We start from the raw sequence: 22,812 nt of genomic DNA on the forward strand, positions 1-22,812 counted from the left end.
TCCTATCCGTCCCGCGGCGCTCGAGGCCAAGGCCTTAACGCCTCGCCCCCGCCGGCCACTTACCAAGAATCGTCACCGGGGTGCCTCGTTCGACCCAGTAGTAGAACCAACGGGCTGGATTGCCTCCCGACATCGGGAGGCGGATACAGCCGTGCGAGGAGTGGCCGGCCGACGCTCCGTAGCCGTGGATGAAGATGTTGCCGACGATGTGCACCGCCCACGGTAGGGGAACGTTGGCGTACAGGTGAGAGAGGTGCACCTTCTCCTTTTGTCCATCCGCGCGGAAGATCCCGGAAGGGGTGTTCTTGCCTTCGCGGCCGGTACTGACTTTGCTTCGAAAGACCGTTCGGCGGCCCTGGAAGGCGACCATCATCTGAGTCTTCTTATTGACGAACACCCGCTTCATGCCCCGACGCACGTAAAAGGCGCGGCCCACTCGTTTTGCATCTTTTACGGTCGTAAGGCCAGTCTTTGAATTCGAGTTGACAATCGCCCCTGCTTTGCTTAGCCATGAAACTGCGATGAGCCGCGCTCCCATTTGAGTAGAACGCAACGTGCTCATGGGCACGGAATGGCCGTGCAAGGTAAGTCCGGCGGCATTGCGGCCGATCTGCCAGCGCAGCATGTGAGAGACGTCGCGCATCGGCAAATAAAGGCGGTTGGGTTGGTCGGCGAAGGTAATCGCGTCAATGGTTGCAAGCGGGGCGGCGTGGGTCAAACAGGTGAATACAGTGGCGCTAAGCGTCAGTAAAAAGGAGGGCACGACCATCTGACCTTCCATTGTCGAAGAGGTTCCTTGACGCGAGGCTCCTTTCCCCCTATCTTGGAGCCAATATGGCAATGAGCAACGTGGCTGGCCGGCGGACCGTTCTGGATATGAACGGGTACCAGTGGACCGTTCTTCTGGCGGCATGGCTGGGGTGGGGGTTCGATGTATTCGACGGGTTGCTCTTTAATTACGTCGCCCCGAACTGCGTGCCGACCCTTCTCGGCATCACGCTCGGGACGCCGGCGGCCAAGTCGGCCACGTTGACTTGGACCGGCATCCTCACCTCGCTTCTCCTCGTCGGGTGGGGAGTCGGCGGAATCGTCTTCGGGAGAGTGTGCGACCGGATCGGCCGTACCAAGACGCTGCTAATCACCATGCTTCTGTACGCGGTGGGCACCGCGCTTTGCGCGGTGGCGCCGAACATCTGGATGCTGATGCTGTTCAGGATCGTCGCAAGCCTTGGCATCGGAGGCGAGTGGGCGGCCGGAGCCGCGATGGTCGCCGAGGTGGTGCCCGAGAAGCGCCGGGTCGAGGCTGGCGCCTTGCTTTACACCTCCGGGCCGGTAGGGTTGTTTCTGGCTACTTACATCACCTTCCAAATCCAGGGAGTCTTTTTCAAGAGCGATCCTCACATGGCCTGGCGGTACGTCTTCCTGGCGGGCCTTATTCCCGCCGCGGTGGCGCTTGTCGTGCGGGTTTTTGTGAAGGAGCCGGAACGGTGGCAGGCGCTGGGAGAGGCGGCGCGCCCCCGAATCGCGGAGCTGTTCACTCCGGCTTACCGGCGGATTACATTGGGCGGACTGGCCATGGCGATGGTCGCTCTCATCTCCTGGTGGAGCGTCAACGCCTTCATTCCGGTCGTCGCGACCGGCCTTGCCGCGAACTTCGCCGGACATGAGCATATGGCGGCCGATGCGGCAAGACAACTCGGCGAGGAATGGAAGAAGTTTGCCACCAACTGCTTCAACCTCGGCGGGCTCTTGGGGACGCTCATCACGATTCCCATCGCCAAGTTTTATGGCCGGAAGACGATGTTCCGGTTTTACTTCTTCCTCGCCGCGTTGTCGATCTTGGGCACGTTTGGCTTAGACCTTGCTCCGCACGACCGGCTTTGGGGTTACTTCTTCATTGGCTTGTCGGTTTTCGGCGTTTTCGGCAGCTTCACCTTTTACCTCCCGGAGCTCTTTCCGACCCGTCTTCGGGGAACGGGCTCGGGGTTCTGTTACAACTCCGGGCGATTCGTGGCCGCGCTTGGCCCGTTCCTCGTCGGCAGCATCGCGGCGAGTGGCGCCAATGCCGACGAGATGGCGATCCGGGTGCTCTTTTGGGTCGGCGTGATCCCGTTGCTTGGGCTGTTCCTTGTTCCCTGGATTACGGAGACCAAGGGTCAATCGCTCGTCGACGTTTGAGCCGTCGTGGCTCGAAGTCGTTTCCTCATAAAATTCAAATATCCGCCCTATAAGCTCCCCTCATCATGGGATTTGCGGAGTTGGCCAAGGGCGGTTTCTTTTTGGGGCTGGCGGGCATTATCGGCGTTGCGATCGGACACGAGGCGCTGGATTACTCGGCAGAGCGGCGGGAACTGAGATTTTCCGGGGGGCACGAAACCGATCCCGTCGACCGGGGAAGACCGGTCGTTTTGGTAGCGGGCGCCCTTGGCGTGCCGGTCAAGGTCTTTCGGGAGGCGTTCTCTCACGTAACCCCTGCGCGCCCCGGCACGGAGCCGCAGCCGGAGCAAGTCCAGCGGAATAAGGCGGCCCTGTTGAACGCGCTGGCTCGCTATGGGGTCACGAACGAGCGTCTCGACGAGGTGTCCAATCGCTACCGCTACGATCCGGGTCGCGGTGAGCTCTGGCCCACCAAACCGGCTTCCGGCTATGCGCTTATGTCTAGAGATGGAACGATAAAGATCGTCATTACCGATGCCGGCTTTGGCTATAGCTCGGCGCCGATCGTCACCGTCGAGGGAAGTAGCGTGGTTGTCAAAGCTACGTTAGCCTTCGGACCAAATTTCAAGAAGAACGGCTCGGTCTCGTCGATCGCCGTGGTTTCCAAGTAGCCCCGGACTCCCTCACCCCCAAAGCCCTCTCCCTCGTTCGGCACGTACATTCGAAGGAGGGAGAGGGGGCTCCGTTCTCCAGAGGAAGCTAATCTTTGCCAGAGCCTTCGAATAGCTTTCGCAGCCTCTCCTTTTCGTCGCGTTGGCGCTCGCGTTCGTACACTTCTTCGATGTAGGCGTCGTTTCGGGCGCGGGATTGCTGTTTGAAGGCGACCTCCTCCTTACGGGAGCGGCGGTCGGCGGCGAATTCGCCAAACTTGACGCCGCCGGAACTGAGGAGGGTCATGAGGGAGGTGATGAAGCCGATGGCGGCGAATAGCTCGGCGAAGCCGCGGGCGGCGACGAGGCTGTAGATGAAGATCGGAGGCGTGATGATGAGGCCGAGGTGGGCCACCGCGCGCATCGCCTTGAACTCAGAATGCTTGTGCTCGAGGATCGCCTGAAGTGCTTGGCCGCCATCCCACGGGAGGCTGGGCACGAGATTCAGGAAACCCATCCAAATGTTGATGACGCCCACAAAGTGGATCAGGAAAAGTTGGTAGCCAAGTTCTGAGCCCAGGCCCGATCCCAGCGTTCCGAGACCGAGGCAGATCAGGCCGAGGGCGAAGGTCACGGCGGGGCCGGCCAAGACCACCTTGAGTCGTTGGGTCGGGTTGCGGTAGCCGCTGGAGGTGGCGAAACCGCCGAAGCCGTGCAGCATGATCGATAGACCACTCATCCCCAGCCTCTTCGCCGTTAGGGCGTGACCCAACTCGTGGCACAAGATGCTGAACACGATCAGTGCGGCGTACTCGATGCCGTGGAAGAGATCCATCCTTGCTCCCGACAAAGCGGGGAGCAAGAAGAATAGGAGGGAAATGTGGAGATCGATCGGGATTCCGAAGATCCGGCCCACACGAACCGACCAATTCAGAAACGAGGTGATGCTGGAACGGTTCATGGTGCGGCCGGTCTTTTCGATTTTCGAGACCTACTCCTTGCAACGTAACCTCCTGGGGAAACGATGCAGGTTTTCCTGAAAAGCCGGGAACGAGAATGAGGCAAGTTTCTCATTACCGCATGCCCGATTCCCGTTCAGGAAAAATTCGATGTATCTACGTGGGGGATTTGAGGGTCCGGCGCATTCGAAATTCCCGGAGGGTGCTGCCGTCGGAGCGGGTGACGTCGATTTCATCGTACACCTGGAAGCCGAGGGAGCGGTAGAGGGAGACGGCGGGGGTTTGGAGCACGTTCACGTCGAGGATGGCGGTATCGAAATTCTCGCTCAGCTCTTCAAGAAGCGAGGTCATAAGTAGCCGAGATACACCCCGACCGCGTTCGGACGGCGTGACGTACATGCTGATCACGTACGCGGTGCGAGGCTCCTCGTCGGGAAAGCAGCCGACCATGCCGACGGGGCGCTCCTCTTTCATTGCGAAGAGGAGGGAGTGTCCACTATCCGCGAGCGAGTCTTGCAGGCGGGCCGCCCAGTATTCGTCGGGCCTTTCCAAAGTGGTGGAGAGGAGGGCTCCAAACGCTTGGGGATCGGTGGAAAGCGACTCCATGCGGAGCGCTTTGTAAACCTTCCACTCTTGGGGACGTAACTTGCGGACGACGATCATTTCGTTAAGCCGTGATCAGTGCAGACAACCGGAGCAGTAATCATTTGTCGAAGCCACTTCGCTCATCAAGTCCGTGTGGCATCGGTTCCTTACCGAGATTCGAATTCTTACTCAGGCACGGCTAGGTCTCGGTTGACGCTGGCCGCGAAGCCGGCGAGGGTTTGGCTGAGGGCGCCGAGGGTGATCGGTTTGGCGAGGAATCCGTCCATTCCGGCGGCAAGACATTCGTCGCGATCTTCGCGCATGGCATTCGCGGTGAGCGCGACGACGGGAACGCGCCGACCTCCGGTCAGGGCCTCGCGACTGCGGATTGCTCGCGTCGCTTCCAAGCCGTCGCACAGGGGCATCTGCACGTCCATCAGGATGAGGTCGTATTCGTTTTCGGCGCACATGGCGATCGCTCGCAGGCCATCTTCCGCTACGTCGGCGGTGCAACCGCACCACTCGATCATTCGTTGCGCAACGAGCACGTTCACCTCATTGTCTTCCGCAAGCAGTATGCGCAGGCTGGTAGCAACCGGGCTGATTTCTTCCGAGTTCCATTCTTCCTGCGCCCGAGTGTCCGTGACTTCGAGGGGAAGTTGGACGGTAAAGCTCGTGCCTTTGCCTACCTCGCTCTGAACGGTGATTTGGCCTCCCATCAAACCGACTAACTGGCGGGAGATCGTAAGGCCGAGACCGGACCCGCCGTACCGGCGTTGGGTAGAGCCGTCGGCTTGCGTAAAGCTGTCGAATACGGCCTGCAGCCGATCGGGGGAGATGCCGATGCCGGTGTCGACGATCTTGAAAACGGCGTCGACGTTTCCGTCGGAAAGGGTCCAACTCCAGGCAAGTTCCACGCTCCCTTGCTCCGTGAATTTGACGGCGTTAGAGACGAGGTTGGCGAGAACTTGGCGGAGACGCACAGGGTCGGCGAGTACCGCGGGAACGGCGGCGCTGGGGCCGATACACAGGAGCGAGAGCCCTTTTTGGCGGGCATGCTCTTGGTACAACGCTACGACGTCCGACGCGATCTTGGCTAAGTCGACCCCCACGCGCTCGATATCGAGACGTCCCGCCTCGATTCGCGAGAGATCCAAAATATCGTCGATCACGCGCAAAAGGGTTTCGCCACTCGATGCGATGGTCCGAGCCGCCGCCAGCGCCTGGCCTTCGAGAGAACTGGAAAGCAGAAGCGAAGTCATGCCGAGAACGCCGTTTAGCGGCGTTCGAATCTCGTGGCTCATGTTGGCCAGGAACTCCGATTTCGCTCTCGAAGCGGAGAGCGCCGCATCGCGCGCCGATACTAGGTTGACGTTGGCCGCCCGGAGCTCTCGCGTTCGTTCGTGGACGAGATCGTAAAGGCGGCTCTCCACCATTCGGCGCTCGTGGATATCCTCGGTGTCGCCGTACCAGCGGACGATCTTGCCTTCGGCGTCACGTCTCGGCACTGCCCGTGAGTGCATCCACCGGTAGGCGCCGTCGGCCATTCGCACACGGTGTTCGACTTCATAGAGCTCGCCCGTCCGGATGGAATGGGACCATGCCCGAGTCATGATCGGGAGGTCGTCCGGGTGTTGCACTTGCACCCAGCCCTCACCCATCGCCTCGTCTCTGGTGAGTCCGGTGATGGCGATCCACCTTTCTGAGAAGTCGCTGATTTTTCCGTCCGGATCGGCGGTCCAGGGGACCTGAAGATTCGAGTCGACCATGAACCGAAAGTGGTCTTCGCTTTCTTGTAGCGCCTCCGCGGTTTGCTTTCTTTCGCTGATGTCCTCGACGATGGAAACGTAGTGAACCGGCTCACCGCGCTCGTCGCGAAGCATTGAAACGGTGAGGTTCACCCAGACCAGCGAGCCGTCGCTGCGGATGTAGCGCTTCTCCATAGAGTAGGTCGGGATTTCGCCGGCCGCTACGCTCTTAGCAAGGGCCCAATCGGCCTCTAAGTCGTCCGGGTGGGTAATGTCTCCGAATGTCCTTCCCAGGAGCTCTTCGCGGGTGTATCCCACGATCCGGCAGAGCGCATCGTTGATGCGGAGCCAACTACCGTCCAAGCCCACGTGGGCGATTCCGATGGGAGCGGCTTCGAATGTGCCGCGAAACCGGCGTTCGCTTTCCTTGAGGGCGTTTTCGGCTTCTCGCTCTCGCGTAACGTCTCGGCCGGTGCCGTAGGCGAGTCCCTCTTCGGGGTACACCTCGGCTCGCCACTCGATCCATCGGTACGAGCCATCCTTCGTTCGTAATCGATTCGCGAAATCGAGGGTGCGTTGGGTTGCAACAAGCTCTTGCCAGGCGGAAGTCGTGCGCTCCAAGTCGTCTGGGTGGACGAGCTCCGTCCAGGGGCGGCTGGTGAGTTCTTCTTCGCTCCAGCCCAACACTTCGACCCAGCGCGGATTCACGCGCAGTAAGAACCCGTCCAGGTTCGCTACGTGCCTCATGTCGATGCCGACACGAAAAAACCTTTCTCCTTCGACTCCCTCGTCGGGGGCCGGGTTTGGAATCTCGGGCGGCTCCGTTTTCGACATCTGGCCGTGGTTATACTTGAAGCCGCCCACTGCCTGGCGAATTGGGTGCGTTAGGCCGTTGTTAAGCGATTAACTAGGAAGGTCGGGCGATCCGACCTTGGGTGCGCGACTACTTTGCGGTTGTTACGCCGGGCGCTAAATTTCGGCGACGGCGGCTTTCGACGTCGACGTAGATCTGGAACGAGACCGGCACCCTCAGCACATCGAAGAGCGACGAGGCGGAGGTAACCGGTGATTACCTCCGCCTCGTCGTTCAGGCGCCGCAAGCCAGCTAAAGCGCCTTCGCCTTCTTTGCCTGGGCTCTGAATTCATCCAGCTTCTTCTTGAGGAACTGGACGAACTCGGCGGGGGCGTGGGTGTCGGATTCGGCTGCGGTGACCGCTTCTTCCTGAGATTTGACCGCCTCGGAAAACTCGCCGAGGCTCGAGCTCACTTCGGCGGACATCGCGAGGAACATGTACTTCATCTCGCCTTTTTCGAGCGCCTTCTCGGCGAGCTTCTTGCCGTACCGATAGACCGATGGGGTGAGGTCCTTTTGGCTGGCGAAGATCGAGACGATCATTCGGTAGGCGCCGATCTCGCCGTTCGATTGCTCGAGGATCTTCTCGGATGCGACCATCGCATCTTTGGGCGCGACGTGGTACTGGGCGACCAATCGATCGTAAGTGTAGAACCGCTCCTGATCCGGCTTCTTTGCGACGGCGGCGTCGATAAGCTTCAACGCCTTGCCGTAGTTCTTCGCCGCCATCGACTCCCGGATCGGCCGGGTGGTCTCGACGTCGGTCGCGCGCCGCGATCGAGCGGCGGCCACGTCGAACTTGCCGTCGATCACCTGAGTGAGGACAGCTTCCATATTTGCCGGATGACCGATCCAGGCGATCTTGCCGTCTTTACCGACGATGAAAGAGGTTGGAATCCCGTTCTCGTCGGCGGCTCTCATCCATTCTTTGCCGACTTTTCCCTCGGGACCGTCGGCGCCGACGTTGTAATCCATCCGGTCACCCTGGCTCTTGACGAACGCCTCAACCTTATCGAGGTAGGCCGACGAAGTAGGATCGTTCGATTCCCAGATGCTGATTCCGACGATGGAGGCGGCGCCTTTGTATTTCTTGGCGAGCTCGGTAAGGTGCGGAATGTTCTCCTTGCAAGGGCCGCACCAAGTCGCCCAGAACTCGACGACGTAGACATCCCCTTTCTTGAATGAGGTGATTGGGACGCCCTTCAACCACTTTACGCCCGCGATGCTGGGCGCGGGATCGCCGATGTTGAGATAGGTCCGGACGCCGGCGCCCGCATGGGCGCCGGCAGCGGCGGGGATGAGTCCGGAGAGGGCAAGTAGGCGAAGGTTGATCATCTAGTTCGGTTTGGCGAGCAGGTAGTGGTACTCGTCCTTGGCAGAGAGCATCGGCGAGGCGGGAATCTCCTTCGGGTACTTCAACAAGTAGCCGAGGTGCTTCGACTTCATCGTTTCGGGCGAGATTCCATAGTTCGAGACGCCGCTGTAGTAAAGCTTGTGCGATTTGGCGTGGCCATCGAGCCAGGCGACGTTCGCCATGTCGCCGCCGTGAAGGGCGTGGACGAAATACGGTCCCATGTTGACCCAGAGGATATTGTATCGAGCGAGGTTAGGCCCGTAGAGCGCGGCGGCGTCGGCCATGAGGACGGTGTCGGCCGGCATTTCGACCGAGCTGAAGTTGGTGGAAATCCAACCGGTTGAGAGGTCTAGGAAGAGGTGATAGTTGACGGCGTAGGCGACCGGCATGTCGGCCGCGCCCTTGGTGATGCCGGTGGCGGAGGGGCAGTCGACGATCTGTCCGTTCTTCATGTAGGGGCCGACGAACCCGTTATTGAAATCCCACGTCGGGTTGCTGGCGCGAGACTGTCCGAACCACATGCGCACCCCGGGATCTGCGCCGTCGATGTTGTATTGGAACGGGTAGATCGTGTCGTCGTAGTCGTTCGCGTACATGATCGTGGCGAGGCCGATCTGCTTGAGGTTCGAAAGACAGTTCGTCTTTTTGGCTGCCTCTTTGGCTTGGGCGAAAACCGGGAAGAGGATGGCGGCGAGGATCGCGATGATCGCGATCACGACCAGAAGCTCAATGAGGGTGAACGCACGTCGCGCGGAGGGGGAATTGATACGGTTCATAGAAAGGGCTCCAAAGCGAAATAACCCAGTGACCGTATCTCGGGCCCGTCAACCAAATATCAACAACTTCTATTTGAAGCGCAAGGCGAGGCGAAATGCTTCTTCGGTGTCCATGGCCAAACCCCTAGCCCAAGCTCGCTCGAACTCTGCCGCGCCCAAGTGCAGCCGGATTTTGCCGATTGCCGCCGCATGGTCCCATTCGTCCGGCAATCGAGCCGCCCTTCCGATCCCTTGAGTGGTCGCCAAGAGAGTTGCCGCAACCTCCCATTCCTCGATATCGACGAGGATCAAGGCTTGTTGGAAGATGCCCACGAGGCTGTAATGGGAGAAATCCGCTTGCCGAAATTTGGTCAGCGCTTCGAAACCGGTTGCCACGGCGGCGGCGAGATCTCGTTTTAGCCAGTGATAGCGGCTCACGAGCGAGAGGCAGGTCGCCATGCCGAAATCGTCGTGTAAGCGCCCGCAGATGCGCATCGTCTCGCCGAGTCTCGTCATCGCTTCATCGAGTCGCCCGGTGTCGAGAGAGACGCGGGCGAGGTTCGAGAGGATGAGCGCCTCGGGATCGCCGCCGAGCCGCTTCGCGGAGATGTCCGCCGCCCGTTGGAAGGCGCGATTGGCTTCGTCGAGCGCTCCGCGGCCCCAATGGACGGCGCCGATTCCCAAGTAGGCTCGCTCCCTCTGGAGAAGATTTTCTTCGGGGACGGTTGCCAGCACTTTTTCGCTTAAGACCAGGCACTCATCGAGGTTGCCCAGGTATCCCGCGCAGGTGGCGATCGCCGTATGGCACACGGCGATCTGGTCGCTGAGGGCGTGCCGTTCCGCGATGGCCAACGCTTTTATACAGATCTGGTGCGCGGCGGCGTATTCCAGGCTGCGGATATGAGTCGTGCCGAGCATCCTGAGCAGCAGAATGTGCCGCGCCGGGTCGATCGTCTCCCCCTCTAACCGATTTGCGATGCGGCGGATGTAGCTCCGCTCGGCGCCTCGCGGGCCACGGCTCGCCCAAGTGGTCGCCAATATTTCCAAGAGCTCGATGCAGGGTTCGAAGGCCTGTTCGCGGAAGTAGAAGTCGATGGCCGCGATGTAGTTTTCGTATTCCGATTCAATCCAGAGATGGCGCTTTGTTCGCTCTTCGGCGGAGAGGGCAAAGGTCGTTTTTGGGGGTTGCCGGCGATAGAACTCTCCGTGCTGGGCGCATAGGTCATGGTGCTCAGCCTCGCTCAGGTGCTCCTCGGCGTACTCGCGGAACGACTCGAGCATGCGGAAGGAAAGCTCGCACTCTTCGTCGGCCTCCTCGGTTCGGAGGAGGGAGCGTTCCTGTAGCTCGATCAAGAGGTTGAGGCAGTCGTCCAGGGGGACCGTTCGCATGGAGGCGTCTTCGCACGCCGGTTCGAAGCGATCGCGGAAGCAGACCTCGTAGGCGGCTTCGACCTTGAAACCGCCACGAAAAACCGAGAGCGATGCGAAGAAGCGTTGTAGAGCGGCGGGAAGCGTCTCGTAGCTGTAATCAATGGCCGCTCGCAAGCTGCGGTGTCTCGCGGGCAGGTCCCGTCGCCGGCTCGTCAGCGCGGTTAGCCGCTTTTGCAGGTGATAGACCATTTGGGACGGAGGGAAGGAGCCCGAGAGTCCCGCAGCAAGCTCGATGGCGAGGGGAACTCCCTCGAGCTTGCCGCAGATCGCCGCTATTGCCCGGGAATTGTGCGTCGTCAGTTGGAAATCGGGCCGGATGGCTTGGCATCGATCGACGAATAGCTGCACGCTCGGGCACTCCGCCAACCGGGCCAACTCGGTCAGGTCTTCGGGGGCGGAGATTGAGGGGGGAACCGGCAGGGGCGGGACGGGGATTTGATGTTCGACAGAAAGCCGGAGAGACTGACGCGAGGTCACGAGGAGCCGCACCTCAGGAACCTTTTGAGCGATCCGATCGATTACAGGCGCCGCGTCCTCGACGATGTGCTCGAGGTTATCGAGAATGAGAAGATTGTTTTGCCGGCCGTGGAGGGTGTTTCGGAGGCGGTCGAGGGGATCCTGATTTCCAGCGCCTCGGGCCTTAAGCAGTTCGAAGATGGCATCCATTACCGTGGAACCGTCCGAAACATCGGCCAAGGGTACAAACCAGACGTTCCATTCGCCGGTCTCCGCCAACCGCCGTCCGACCTCGGCGGCCAGCCGAGTTTTGCCGGTTCCGGCGGGGCCAAGGAGGGTGGTGAGGCGGACGTCTCGGTAGAGAAGGTGATCGAGGGTGTAGGCGACCTCCTCTTGCCGGCCGCAAAACCGCGTGAGGTGCACCGGAAGTCGTACGGTAGGCGCCGGCGCGCCTTCCTCTTCGATTTCGGGTTGTAGGCGTGGCGGCGGGTTCGGAGCGGCTCGGCGCGTCGGCGTTTGAACCGATGGATCGGTCGTCCGTTGTGCCTTTTCGTAGAGGTCGAAGGCGGCTTGACCTGGCTCCTCTCCGAGGTGATCCTCTAGTTGACGCCGGAGGTCCTCGAACTGTTGTATCGCGCTCGCCGGGCGTCCGGAGGCGAGGTATTCCTCCATCAGGCAGACGTGGAGCTCTTCGTTTAGCCGCTCCTTTTCCAGGGCGAGCCGAAGGTAGTAAACGGATTCTTCGGGGTTCTTCGTCTGCTTGCAGTGGTCGATCAGCTTGCGTAGGGAATAGACGTAAAGATCGTCGAGCCGCAGACGCTCTTGAGTCACCCAATCTTCGCTGTAGCCGGGGAGGAACTCGCCTTTGTATAGGTCGATCGCCCGACGGAGCAGCGGGATGCGCTCGGGAGCGTCTCCCTTTCGGCGAGCTTCGGAAATCGACTGCTCGAATTCTCCGACGTCGGTGGAGACAAGCTCCGGATTGAGGCGCAGCCTCGCTTGCTGAACTTGAAGGATGGAGCCGGGGGGAAGGGGCGGCGGTTCGACGACGTGGCGGAGGGAGGTGAGCGCTTGCCGCAGGTTACGGCCGATGGCGACCGGGTCGGTTTCCGGCCATAGTAGCTCGCCGACCTCGTCGCGGAAATGGACCCGGTTTCGATAGCAGGCGAGATAGGCGAGGAGGAGGGCGACACGCCGCGTTCGAAAACGATCGATCGAGACGTCTTGGCCGGTGACCCGTAGGGCGCCCAGCATCTCGATCTGCCAAACTTTTGCCACCTTCTCCGATCCTACGCCGGTTCTTCTCGCCAGTTACTGGGTCGCGTCTTGGCCCGATCGGGTCGGCGGATTTGGTTGGGCGAGACCCCTTTGCAGGGGTTGGTGCCCTTCTTGCGTTTCCCCTTCGATTCGGCAAGCTCCATCACGCGCGTCAGCACGTAGAGAGTCTTCGCACGCGCTTCGTCTGACGGAAGGGCGGAGATCAGGTCGGCAACGGCGGCTTTGGTGAGCTCGTCGATTCGGATCTTTCCGATGCGGGGCACGATGTTGGATTGCACGACCTGGCGGAAGTTCACCAGCGATTCGTCGCTGTACTTGGGGCTCTTTCCGTTCTTTTGCGCGGGCATGGCAACGGTGAGGCAGTGCTCACACCAGGCGGCGACGGTGAGGACCCCGTCCTGCGTCTCAGGCTCCCCGACGCCATTGCCGCGAGCGAACTCGGCTTTGGCGCGAGCCAGGAAGTTAAGGGCGACCTTGAGCGCTTCAGGGTCGAAGTCTTTCGTCCGCCGGAACGCCGTGCCGTCGAGGAAGCGCTCCTGGAAGTCGACGTAAATTCGCCGGTTTTCTCCGCGCCGGATTCCGGCGGGAAGCTTCTCCCTATTTGCCGGCGCAGCCGGCCTGCGTCCCTTTGGTTTGTATTCCATTTATGTGCGGGGATTACCCCTTGGGTTCATTATGGTTCAGGGGCGGCGCAGTGTTTGGTAGTGGCGTCCCTTTCTAGAGTCGTGGGGCAGGATGCCAACCGTGATATAGGCTCGTTCGCGCCAGTGGACTAAGTCTAGTAAACTAAGTCTGGCACCTATGCGAACCTACAATATTCATGAGGCGAAGACCCACCTTTCTCGCTTGATCGAGATGGCGGCTAAGGGAGAGCCGTTTGTGATTGCGAAGGCGGGCAAACCGTTGGTTCGCGTGGTTCCGATCGACCCGGAGCCGCGCAAAGGAAGGATCGGATTTATGTCGGGTGAGATTTCTGTCCCTGAGGATTTTGACCAGATGGGTGCGGAAGCTATCGAGGAGATGTTCGGACTTCGGCCATGACTTGCCTCCTCGATACACAACTCCTGCTCTGGGCGGCGGCCGGAGATCGGCGGCTCTCGACCAAAGCGCTGGCTCTAATCGAAGACGAGGCAAACGAGCTCTTCTTCAGCGTGGTCAGCCTCTGGGAGGTGGTGATTAAGCAATCACTGAATCGGGACGATTTTCAGGTCGATGCCCGTATTCTCCGCAACCGCTTACAGGAACACGGATACATCGAACTGCCGGTCAGCGCGAATCAAGTCTTGGCCGTTGCCCGGCTTCCCAACATTCATCGCGATCCGTTCGACCGGCTGCTCATCGCGCAAGCCGGAGAAGAGCGAATGACACTCCTGACCCCCGATCCAATGATCGGGAGATACGCAGGCAACATCGAGCTCGTTTAGAGGAAGAAAAGGGGATTGGTCGGGATGAAAGGATTCGAACCTTCGACCTCTGCGTCCCGAACGCAGCGCTCTACCAAGCTGAGCCACATCCCGACTGAGGGTTAGACTATACCGCGAGGGTAGCGGCGATTGCATCCCCGGTCCGGGCCCTAAAAGGACCCGAGCGGTTTAGACCGCAAGACCGCCTTGTTTGTTGCAGTTGCCAAGAGGGAGGACCTTATAATGGGTCTATGGACCTAGATCGGTGCCCTAAATGCGGTGTTGCATGGATGGGCGGAGACAAATGCCGTTCGTGCGGCTTCGTTCCGGTCGGAGCAGGCCTAGATAAGCTGCCCAAAAAGAAGAAGAAGCGAAATCGAAAGTACGTGGAGCCGGGTTCGGCGCGCGGACTCTTGGTAACCCTCGCGCTCGGAATGGCCGGAGTGGGGGCTTGGGTCTTCAAGCCATGGGAGGACGACTGGGAGTTGGTCCGTTCCCTCTTCGGTCAGGGCCGGCACCACAGCGTCGTAGGCGAGTGGGAGATCGTGAAGACGCTCGAAATCAAAAAAGGGAAGTCTGTTTTCGCGGCCAACCGGGTCAACAAAGGCACCCTAAAGTTCAGCAAAGACGGCAGCGTAAAGCTGGCTTTCCAGCGTGGGGGAGGGAAGACGGATGCCCAGGGCAAGTACCTGGTATCGGGTCGGCTCGTCGCAATGAACTCAATTCAAGCATCGGAGGCGCAGGCGGGAATTCTGCCGACCTCTATGAAGCTGGACCTCTCCTGGACGGGACCCGATTCCGTCGTCGCGTCGTGCAATGGAGCCGAGGCGATTTACCTTCGTCGACACCCGGAAGGAAATCCTTTGGTTCAATTGTTGCGAATGGGGCTTAAGCCGCAAAAGGCGGATTCTCCTGGCGCAATGCGCGGCTCACTCTCGACAATGCAAACCAACGACCAAAGCGATTCAGGTGAATGAGCTGAGGACCCTTCTTATGAGCCATCGAGCCACCTTCCGACGCGGTTTCACCATCATGGAACTGCTAGCCGTCATCGCGATTATCGCAATCCTCGCTGCAATCCTGTTTCCGGTGTTCGCCCGCGCCAAGGATAGCGGCCTTAAAACCACCGCCATGGCTCAAGCGAAGCAGCTTGGGACCTCTATGATCATGTACCTGGAGCAGGCCGACAACAAGCTGCTCCCTTCCACCAACTACACGGCGCCGGAAGGATCGCCCGAGCGGCTGTGGACCACGGTTCTCGAGCCGATGGTCAAGAGCGAAAAGGTCTTCATCGCCCCTGGCTCGGACGGGAAATTCGCCAGCAGTTGGGACCTCCGGGGTTGGCAGACGATCGGCTACAACAGCTCGACCGCCTACGACCACTCGCAGGGGTGCAAGGACAACGCGGCTGAGGATTGCGTCGCTTTCAAATCGGTCGCCGGGTTCGACAAGCAGGACCAGCCGTCTAATATGGCGCTGTTCGCTCTGACGCCCGGTGGCGAAGTGAGCGACAAATATTTGGGCTACGAGTTCAGCCCTTATAACGGCACTCCCCACCCGGAGAATCCGGCGCTATCTCCTCCCCTTGCCAGCGACCGGGACTTGATTAAAGAGCTGGGGCCGAGCGGGCTGCCTCCCGAAAAGCTGAAGCCGATCTACGCCCGTTACCTCAAGACGGGCAGCGACGACGGCGTCTCGTTCGTGATCTTCGGGGACGGTCACGCCAAGGATTACTCAGCTAAAAAGATCAACGACGTAAATACCGGAATCGTCTGGCGGCTGCGATAAGCCTCGGGCTTTGGAGTGCGAGACCTCTAGGTCTCGCACTCCAAAGCTGGTCCCTCTCCCGAAAAGTAGAGGGACCATTTCAGGGAAAAGCGCGACCGAGGTCGCGCACTCCCAAGGCGAGCAAGCTCGCTTAATCCAGATCGAGCGGCTCGCCGGCGTTGATGGCTTCCGCGGCGGCGGTGGCCATATCCAGATGCTCCTCGTCGGCGTTGATGAGCCAGTCGATGAAGAGCGAGGCGACGGCCTTACTGGAGTCGTCCTCCAATCCGTACGCCTCCATGACGAGGTGGCGGATGGTGGGGACGTCTTCCTCGGGGATCATCCGCTCGCGAGCTTTGCTCGCCATCATCTTCCGCTGGCTGTCGGTCAGCGGGTCGGTGAACATCTTGGGCATCGGCCAGCGAACCGGCACGTAGCCAAAGGCGATCTTGCCTTCCGGAGACTCGGCCGTTTTTGGCGCCGAAACCGGCTCGGCGAAGGCTCTTGACGCGACATCCGCCAAGGCTCGTCCCTCGAGAATCTCGTTCGGATCGCGTTCAACCCGGGACGCGGGTTCCGGGGCCGGCAGGTCCGCCTGCTCCATTTCCTCATGGATGTAAAGGCCGCTCATGTCGGAAGGAAATGCCTTTCGGAGGGCGAGCGCTTCCGCGCACTTCGCGAGCATCGCGTGCGGCATCTTGCGCCATTGGAACCCTTGGTCGTCGCCGGGGTAGTACTCGTCCCACCGAGCGGTGGCGCTAAACGCGCAACGCTGCCCGGAGACCATCTTGTACACGGTCACCTTGGCTTTGGACGGATAGCCTCGATCTGAGGCGCCTTCGAATTCGGCGTCGTCGCTTCCGGCGTACTTACCGGTTCGGTCGGCGATCAGCCGCAGGCCGTCGATGCCGACCTGAATAACCCCTTTTCCTTTTCGCTTGACGAAGTAAATCTGCTTCGCCAGCGGATCAAGTCCGGCGCGTCGCGCTTGGTGGAAGAAGAGCTCGAGCTCGTCGTGAGTCGCGCCCGCGGCCACGGTGCGCTTGATGAGATCGATCTTCGCCTCCCAATCGGGTTGCGGCTCGACGGGTAGAGGCGAGATCCTCAATATTTCGGCGGTTTGGGTCGCCGCGTTGGCTGCCATTTTGTTTCGTGTCCTCCATCGTCACCGGGCTCTCCCCCGGTGGGAAACCTCGCTTTCTTAGTGGCCGCTCGGCGGCTAAAAATAGTAGACAAGATCTCCTGTTTTTCTACGTCTATTCCTCTTTCTCCGGTGCCGCATCGGCTCCGATTTCCGAGGAAAAGTATAGCTTTCTTCCATATTATAAGTCAGTTTGGCCCGAAAATGGTAGTGGTTGGAACGCTATGAAGTGGCTTTAAAATGTAACATGCGTGTCTACCTAAACGTAGGAACGGGGTGAGCATTCCGCAACAATTCGTTCTCCCCTTAGACGGGCGGAGGAAGGGGTCGCCGCACAGGGAAATTCGCCGGTGCGTACGTCGCGTTCACCTCGAGCCGACGGCCGATGGAACGTACGTCTTTCGCGCTCGAAGCTTTTCACGGCTTCGTGGACGTGTCTATTACTGCCGCGTCAATCCGGAAACCGGTTACGTCTGGTGCAACTGCAAAGACTTCATGTATCGCCACGGGCCGTCCGGGGCGACTTACTGGAGCGGCCATGTCTGCAAACACCTAAGGCGTGCCATCCGCACCGTGCGAATGGTAGAGCGCCGGAATCAGGAAGCCGCGTCGAGGCGCAGGCACGGCTAGCCGATCGTTCTCATAGGCGAGCCGTTCAAAAGGTTAATTCCGGAGAAGCGCGGCCAATTTGTCTAAGGATTCGGCTGCAATCTTGGCTTGTTCCTCGGCTTCCGGCCAGTTTCGCTGCTCGATTGCCTCGCGGATTCCGGGAAGCGTCTTCACTCCGTAACCGGTGTAAAAGCCTGGCGCATAGATCGTGTGCCGGTACCAGGTCCGTCGGGGCAAACCCGGTCCGAGGAGGGCGCGCTCGCACTGAATGAGCTTCGCGTCGTTCGGGCGAGAATTTTTCGCGGCTTCCTTCAATCGGGCGACCGCGTCCAGCAATGGCTTCAGATCCACCTTCGGGACCGCGGCTTTGGGAACTGGGATGATGTTTTTGTCGCGCGGATCGAAGGAGGCGGCTAAGGAGCCGTCGGCGATGGAGGCGTTAAGGTCATCGGTCTTCTGTCGCATCTCGTCCACGAGGGCGACGACCTCCTTCGCATACTTCTCGACGACAGTTGCGAATCGGCCGTAGTCCATCGGGAGCGAATCGGCGTTCGCCATGCGAAGAACCGCGCGGCCACCGGTCTTGGCGAGCAGAACGCCGTAAGCATAGTCGGGGTCCAGGAATCGGGTGAACCACTCGAAGGTGTCGTAAGCTGAGTGGTACTGGTTGCCCTCCCCTTCGCCTCCGAAGCCGAAGTTTAACGATGCCACTCCGATGTGCTGAAGGAACGGGGAATAGTCGCTTCCCGATCCTAACGGCGAGATGGCGAGATCGTCGGCGCTGCGCGCTTTCTTCTTCTCTTCAGCAGCGCCGGTCACAATGGCGCGGGCGCGCAGCCGGGCTCCGATAGACATCGGCGCTTCGGCATCGGGGACGTCGCGCATGATACCGTTCATGAATGGCTCCAGGCTGTGCGACCCGCCGACGCCGAAGAAGCCGCGAGAGTTGGAGTCGGAATTGATGTAGGCGACCGCCTTTTGCGATAGCTCCTCGGCGTGAGTCTCAACCCACTCGGTCGAACCGAGCAACCCCGGCTCTTCTCCGTCCCACGAGCAGTAGACGATGGTACGTTTCGGCTTCCATCCATTCTTGGCCAGCGCTCCGAGCGCCTTTGCTTCGGACAACATTGCGACTTGGCCGCTGAGAGGATCGTCGGCGCCACAGACCCAGGCGTCGTGGTGGTTTCCACGAATCACCCACTGGTCTTTCAGATCTGTTCCGGGAAGGATCGCGATGACGTCTCGCGCCTCCACCAGCTGCCAATCAAACTCGACCTTCAACCGAACCGTGGATTTACCCGGTCCGATATGGTAGGTGAGGGGTAGCGCGCCGCGCCAGGCCTCCGGCGCGACGGGTCCCGTAAGATCTTTTAGCAGTGGGATGGCATCCCCGTAAGAAATCGGAAGGGTCGGAATCTTAGTGATCGTCGGCGCTTCGGTGACAGCGAGCCGTTTGGCATCCTTGGTCGCTCCGATTCCCGGGGTGAGCGGGTCGCCCGGGTACACCGGCATGTCGGCGATCGAGCCTCGCTGGACGGAGTCCTCGTTTCGATAACCGCCCTGCGGGTAGACGTCTCCCTGGAAGTAGCCGTCGTCTTTCGGATCGGAGTAGATAAGGCACCCGATCGCGCCATGCTCGGCCGCGACTTTCGGCTTAATTCCGCGCCATCCGCCGCCGTATCGGGCGATGACGATCTTGCCCTTAACCTCAATGCCGCGCTTTTCCAGTTCCTCATAGTCCGCCGGCATGCCGAAGTTGACATAAACCAGCTTTCCACGTACGTCTCCGTCACGCGAGTAAGCGTTGTATGGGGGGAGTTCCTCGGCGGTTAGGCGGGCAGAGGTGTCGCCGACGATCGGTGGCTCGGTCAGCTTCGCCTTGAACATCCCCATCGTGAGGATTCGGGTGCGGGGAGAGGGGAAGAGGACGGTGAACGTCTCGATGTGGGCTTGGAGTCCAAAGGACTCGTAAAGCTTGAGCATGAAGTTTGCGTTTTCTAACCCGTAAGGAGATCCTACGTGGTGCGGACGCGCGCTCAGGCGTTTCATCCATCCGCGGAGGTCACCGGCGTTAATCGCGGCATCGAACTTAGTTTCGAGCTCGCGCTCGCGCACGGAGCCGACCGGGGAGAATCCAACCAGCGGGATCGGCTTCGGTTGAGGAAGCGGACTTTGGCTTGGGGTGGATTGGGGAAAGAGCAGGGCAAGGGAGGCAGCGACGATGCTCATAACCGAGCCCGGAGACTACCTCGGTCGGCTACCCTTATGGGAAATGGAATTCGACGGCATCATCGATATTTCGCGTACGATCACCGCGGAATCGGTCGTGTATCCGGGCGATCCTCGGTTGGAGATGTCGCCATTCCTGTCGATCGGCGAAGAGTCGCCTTGTAACGTGACCCGTCTTGGCTGGATTACCCACTTCCTCACCCATGTCGATCCGCCGCTCCATTTCGTAGCTGGTGGATTATCGGTGGCCGAAATGAGCCTCGATTCGTTTTGTGGCCAAGCGGTGGTGGTTCACGCTCACGGGGCTGTGATCGAGCCCGCCGATCTTCCTATGGCGGAAGAAATCCGCGGGCGTTGCATTCTATTTAGAACATCCAACTCTGATCGATGGGACCCGCGTACGTTCATCGAAGACCACGTCTATGTGGCGCACGAGACTGCGCTCAGCCTTGTCGAGATGGGTGCGAAGCTGGTTGGGATCGACTACCTTAGCCCCGATCGTTTCGGGGACGAGGAGTATCCAGTGCACCGCACTCTACTTGGCGCGGGCATTCCGATCCTCGAGGGGATCGACCTCTTGCAGGTGGCTCCGGGGCGGTATAGCTTATTCGCGCTTCCCCTTAAGATCGCGGAGGGGGATGGATCGCCTGTTCGGGCGATTTTGCTGCCCTTTAAATGAAGCAGGGCCCCGTCGTGTGACGGGGCCCCAGGAGGTGCTTCGGTTTGGTTCTTTTTGGAAGGAACTTTTCGACTTACTTGGTCATCACGCCAGGGATGAAGCCGTTGTGGCCGGCATGGCTGCAGCTGATGCCGAGGGAGCCGGTGGGGATGGCGGTGGAGGCGCCGCCCTCGTCGTTCACCGAACCGGTGGTGGCGACGGAGTACGTGCCGCCGTCCGGACAGCTCGGCACTGCGCCGAGGTCGGGAGTGAGAGCGGAGATCGTCATCGTGGTGAAGTCGGCGGCTCGGTTCTTCACTTTCCACGCCTGGGCGGCGTTGGCGATCGACTGCATGTTGGCTCGGCAGGTCTTCTTACTGGAGTCGGCGACCGAGCTCAGGTAGAGCGGCAACGCGACCGCCATGAGAGTGGCGAGGATCAGGACGACGACGAGGAGTTCGACGAGGGTGAAACCACGGCGATTGTTCTTCTTGAAGGATGGCATTTTGGTCTGTTCTCCGGTTGAGGCGAGTTGCTTGAGCGTTCTTGTCTCGGTAGCTCTTCCTGTCTTTCGTTTTCGGCAATGCCCGGAGAAACCTTAGGGGGCGCAATTATTTCGGACAAAAAACGCCCAGAAAACGGCGATTTGAACCTACGCTCTAAGCCCTACCGGGCCTAGCGAAGTCCCAGACCGCTCATCCGCCGCTCGTCGCCGATCAACCCTCCGGTCCGGAGATCGAGCTCGAAAACCGTGCAAGTTCGGCCGGGCACCATCGCTTCGTCGTAGACGATCACGACGGCTCGGCGCGTGGGGTCTTGGTTGTCCATGGTGTCGACGACTTCGCGGGCGATACCGGAGAGGAGTCCCGGAACACCTTCCGCCTCGGCGACCAGCAGCCCTCGCGTTCGATATCCCAGTTCGGGCGTGCTGTGCAGGGAACGGACGGAAATCACCGCCGCTACCGGCCCGTGCGACGCTCGGAATTCTTGGATCGTGTCCCCGATCATGCCGGCGAAGCTGCGCGCCACCACCGTGTGGCGTCCTTCGATAGGTAGACGAGTCTGCCGAATAACCTTCCTGGTAAGCACCTGCATGTCCACCATAATATCAAGGAATGTGGACGAAACATGTAGACGCTATGTAAAGATGTGCGCCATTTTTCTAAAAGCCAACCGCCGCCCCGTCTTTCCTGGATTCGGTGCCGGCCACGTATCCGTCACCGTTTCGCCGTATGAGTTGAGCGCCTCCGAACGCTTGATTCGTCCAGCCCGGCTGGACCTCAACCTCGTGGCCCAGCGTGCGCAACCGCTCCACGACCGTTGGCGGCATCGCCGTTTCGACGGCGACGGAGCCGCCTTCCATTACTTGCCAACGGGGAGCGTCGGCCGCTTCCTGCGGGTTTTGTCCGTTCAGCAAAACTCGGATCGCCATCTGGAGATGCCCCTGAGCTTGCATCGCCCCGCCCATGACGCCAAAGCTCATCGCCGGCTGGCCACCTTGAGTGACGAATCCGGGGATGATGGTGTGGAATGGCCGTTTACGCGGTCCGACCGAGTTGGCATGTCCCGGCTGCGACCGGAAGCCGCATCCGCGGTTCTGGAGGCTGATGCCGGTCCCAGGGACTACGACGCCAGAGCCGAAACCCATGTAGTTGGATTGGATGAAGGAAACCATCATCCCGCGCTCGTCGGCGGCAGTGAGATACACCGTCCCGCTGTTAGGCGGCATCCCGAACTCCGGTTGGGCCGCGCGGGACCGATCGATGAGCCAGGCTCGACCACGCAAGTAAGCGCCGTCGAGCAGGGAGGCCGGCGTCACTTCCATGTGGTCGGCGTCCGCCACGTATTGGTGAAGGTCTGCGAAGGCGAGCTTCATCGCTTCGATTTGGAGATGGATCGATTCGGGAGAGTCTGGAGAGATCCGATCAAGACCGCCGAACTCCTGCAGGATTCCAAGCGCGATCAGTGCCGCGATCCCCTGGCCGTTCGGCGGAATCTCGTGAATCTCGTACCCATACCACTCGAGCGAAACGGTGCCGCACCAGTCGGCTTGGTGGCCGGCAAGATCTTCCAGGCTCATCACGCCTCCGCACCGGTTGGAAAAGTCGACCATTCGTCGGGCAAGGTCTCCCAGATAAAAATCCTCTCCACCGGTTTCGGCGATCCGGCTCAGCGTGTCGGCCATTGCGGGAAGCCGAAACGTTTGCCCGGCCGTAGGCGCCGATCCGCCAGGCATGAACGCCTCGGCAAAACCGGGCTGGTGGTGCAGAACCTCCGCCGCTCGCTGCCACGAGCGGGCGATGACGGGGGACACGGCGTAGCCTTCGCGGGCGTAGGCGATCGCGGGCTCGAACAGATCGCGAAAGGGGAGCCGCCCGAACCGCTCCGAAAGCGCCCTCCAAGCCGAGACCGCGCCCGGGACGGTGACGGTATCCCAGCCGCGTTGCGGCATTGTTTGCAGGTTCGCAAAGCGCTCCGGCGTCCAGCCCGCGGGTGATCGTCCGGAGGCATTGAGCCCATGCAGCGCCTCGCCATCCCAAAGGATCGCGAACGCGTCACTCCCGATCCCGTTGCTGGTCGGCTCGACGACGGTGAGAGCGATCGCCGTTGCGACCGCCGCGTCGACGGCGTTGCCGCCGGCCCAAAGCATTCGGAGTCCCGCTTGCGCGGCCAGTGGCTGGGATGTGGCCACGACGTTCCGGGCCAAAAGTGGCTGGCGCACGCTTAGGTATCGAGAATCCTGAGTCATTGAGAACCAGACGATACCAAGCGAGCGCTA

20 protein-coding genes and 1 tRNA gene are annotated in these 22,812 nt (G+C 60.4%); 7 read left to right on the plus strand and 14 right to left on the minus strand.

What is annotated here, in order from left to right:
* Positions 1-34: 34 nt before the first annotated feature.
* Positions 35-769, minus strand: coding sequence for a L,D-transpeptidase (locus tag OP10G_RS14700; RefSeq protein WP_227624935.1), 735 nt, complete (start codon positions 767-769; stop codon positions 35-37).
* 71 nt (positions 770-840) lie between these two features.
* Between OP10G_RS14700 and OP10G_RS14705 the strand changes: the two genes are divergently transcribed.
* Together OP10G_RS14705 and OP10G_RS14710 are read left to right on the plus strand one after the other, a co-directional pair.
* Positions 841-2,178: an MFS transporter gene (locus OP10G_RS14705; RefSeq protein ID WP_038475395.1), complete on the plus strand. Its 1,338-nt coding sequence runs from the start codon at positions 841-843 to the stop codon at positions 2,176-2,178.
* A 65-nt stretch (positions 2,179-2,243) separates the two neighbouring features.
* Complete coding sequence (locus tag OP10G_RS14710) at positions 2,244-2,828, plus strand: hypothetical protein (RefSeq protein WP_025229674.1); 585 nt, start codon at positions 2,244-2,246, stop codon at positions 2,826-2,828.
* Positions 2,829-2,916: 88 nt separating this feature from the next.
* Here OP10G_RS14710 and OP10G_RS14715 read toward each other — a convergent pair whose 3' ends face one another.
* The 7 genes from OP10G_RS14715 to OP10G_RS14745 form a co-directional block, all read right to left on the minus strand.
* The gene (locus OP10G_RS14715) at positions 2,917-3,768 is read right to left on the minus strand and encodes a site-2 protease family protein (RefSeq protein WP_025229673.1); all 852 of its coding nucleotides are present in this window, start codon (positions 3,766-3,768) and stop codon (positions 2,917-2,919) included.
* A gap of 154 nt (positions 3,769-3,922) precedes the next feature.
* Positions 3,923-4,429 (minus strand): GNAT family N-acetyltransferase, encoded by a 507-nt coding sequence (locus OP10G_RS14720; protein WP_025229672.1) that lies wholly within the window; start codon positions 4,427-4,429, stop codon positions 3,923-3,925.
* A 107-nt stretch (positions 4,430-4,536) separates the two neighbouring features.
* Entirely contained in the window at positions 4,537-6,933 is a 2,397-nt protein-coding gene (locus tag OP10G_RS14725) for a PAS domain-containing hybrid sensor histidine kinase/response regulator (protein ID WP_144241177.1), read from the minus strand.
* Between the two features lie 271 nt (positions 6,934-7,204).
* Positions 7,205-8,287 (minus strand): redoxin domain-containing protein, encoded by a 1,083-nt coding sequence (locus OP10G_RS24750; protein WP_025229670.1) that lies wholly within the window; start codon positions 8,285-8,287, stop codon positions 7,205-7,207.
* Complete coding sequence (locus OP10G_RS24755; RefSeq protein WP_025229669.1) at positions 8,288-9,082, minus strand: type II secretion system protein; 795 nt, start codon at positions 9,080-9,082, stop codon at positions 8,288-8,290.
* 69 nt (positions 9,083-9,151) lie between these two features.
* Complete coding sequence (locus OP10G_RS14740) at positions 9,152-12,226, minus strand: AfsR/SARP family transcriptional regulator (RefSeq protein WP_025229668.1); 3,075 nt, start codon at positions 12,224-12,226, stop codon at positions 9,152-9,154.
* Between the two features lie 11 nt (positions 12,227-12,237).
* The gene (locus tag OP10G_RS14745) at positions 12,238-12,870 is read right to left on the minus strand and encodes a hypothetical protein (protein ID WP_025229667.1); all 633 of its coding nucleotides are present in this window, start codon (positions 12,868-12,870) and stop codon (positions 12,238-12,240) included.
* Between the two features lie 157 nt (positions 12,871-13,027).
* On the opposite strand from OP10G_RS14745, the gene OP10G_RS14750 reads away from it, so the two are divergent.
* Together OP10G_RS14750 and OP10G_RS14755 are read left to right on the plus strand one after the other, a co-directional pair.
* Positions 13,028-13,267, plus strand: a complete 240-nt coding sequence (locus OP10G_RS14750) for a type II toxin-antitoxin system Phd/YefM family antitoxin (RefSeq protein WP_025229666.1) — start codon at positions 13,028-13,030, stop codon at positions 13,265-13,267.
* Positions 13,264-13,650: a type II toxin-antitoxin system VapC family toxin gene (locus tag OP10G_RS14755; RefSeq protein ID WP_025229665.1), complete on the plus strand. Its 387-nt coding sequence runs from the start codon at positions 13,264-13,266 to the stop codon at positions 13,648-13,650. Before OP10G_RS14750 ends, OP10G_RS14755 begins: the two co-directional genes overlap by 4 nt.
* A 16-nt stretch (positions 13,651-13,666) precedes the next feature.
* Here the strand turns inward: OP10G_RS14755 and OP10G_RS14760 are convergent.
* Positions 13,667-13,743 (minus strand) — tRNA-Pro (locus OP10G_RS14760).
* A gap of 137 nt (positions 13,744-13,880) precedes the next feature.
* Here OP10G_RS14760 and OP10G_RS26900 point away from each other — a divergent pair.
* Together OP10G_RS26900 and OP10G_RS24760 are read left to right on the plus strand one after the other, a co-directional pair.
* Entirely contained in the window at positions 13,881-14,606 is a 726-nt protein-coding gene (locus OP10G_RS26900; RefSeq protein ID WP_158409247.1) for a hypothetical protein, read from the plus strand.
* A 16-nt stretch (positions 14,607-14,622) separates the two neighbouring features.
* Positions 14,623-15,417, plus strand: a complete 795-nt coding sequence (locus OP10G_RS24760) for a prepilin-type N-terminal cleavage/methylation domain-containing protein (RefSeq protein ID WP_025229663.1) — start codon at positions 14,623-14,625, stop codon at positions 15,415-15,417.
* A gap of 130 nt (positions 15,418-15,547) precedes the next feature.
* Here the strand turns inward: OP10G_RS24760 and bet are convergent, their stop codons facing one another.
* Complete coding sequence (bet, locus tag OP10G_RS24765) at positions 15,548-16,540, minus strand: phage recombination protein Bet (protein ID WP_025229662.1); 993 nt, start codon at positions 16,538-16,540, stop codon at positions 15,548-15,550.
* A gap of 660 nt (positions 16,541-17,200) precedes the next feature.
* Positions 17,201-19,375: a transferrin receptor-like dimerization domain-containing protein gene (locus OP10G_RS14780; RefSeq protein ID WP_025229661.1), complete on the minus strand. Its 2,175-nt coding sequence runs from the start codon at positions 19,373-19,375 to the stop codon at positions 17,201-17,203.
* Between the two features lie 43 nt (positions 19,376-19,418).
* Here OP10G_RS14780 and OP10G_RS14785 point away from each other — a divergent pair, with 43 nt between their 5' ends.
* Positions 19,419-20,054 (plus strand): cyclase family protein, encoded by a 636-nt coding sequence (locus tag OP10G_RS14785; RefSeq protein WP_038475411.1) that lies wholly within the window; start codon positions 19,419-19,421, stop codon positions 20,052-20,054.
* Between the two features lie 73 nt (positions 20,055-20,127).
* Here OP10G_RS14785 and OP10G_RS24770 read toward each other — a convergent pair whose 3' ends face one another.
* From OP10G_RS24770 to OP10G_RS14800, 3 genes are all read right to left on the minus strand, one after another.
* Positions 20,128-20,538: a prepilin-type N-terminal cleavage/methylation domain-containing protein gene (locus OP10G_RS24770; RefSeq protein ID WP_025229659.1), complete on the minus strand. Its 411-nt coding sequence runs from the start codon at positions 20,536-20,538 to the stop codon at positions 20,128-20,130.
* A gap of 170 nt (positions 20,539-20,708) precedes the next feature.
* On the minus strand, positions 20,709-21,128 hold the full coding sequence (locus OP10G_RS14795; RefSeq protein ID WP_144241178.1) for a hypothetical protein: 420 nt from the start codon (positions 21,126-21,128) through the stop codon (positions 20,709-20,711).
* A 67-nt stretch (positions 21,129-21,195) separates the two neighbouring features.
* Positions 21,196-22,782: a gamma-glutamyltransferase family protein gene (locus OP10G_RS14800; RefSeq protein WP_025229657.1), complete on the minus strand. Its 1,587-nt coding sequence runs from the start codon at positions 22,780-22,782 to the stop codon at positions 21,196-21,198.
* Positions 22,783-22,812 lie beyond the last annotated feature (30 nt).

Origin of the sequence: Fimbriimonas ginsengisoli Gsoil 348 (assembly GCF_000724625.1) — a bacterium.
GTDB lineage: Bacteria > Armatimonadota > Fimbriimonadia > Fimbriimonadales > Fimbriimonadaceae > Fimbriimonas > Fimbriimonas ginsengisoli.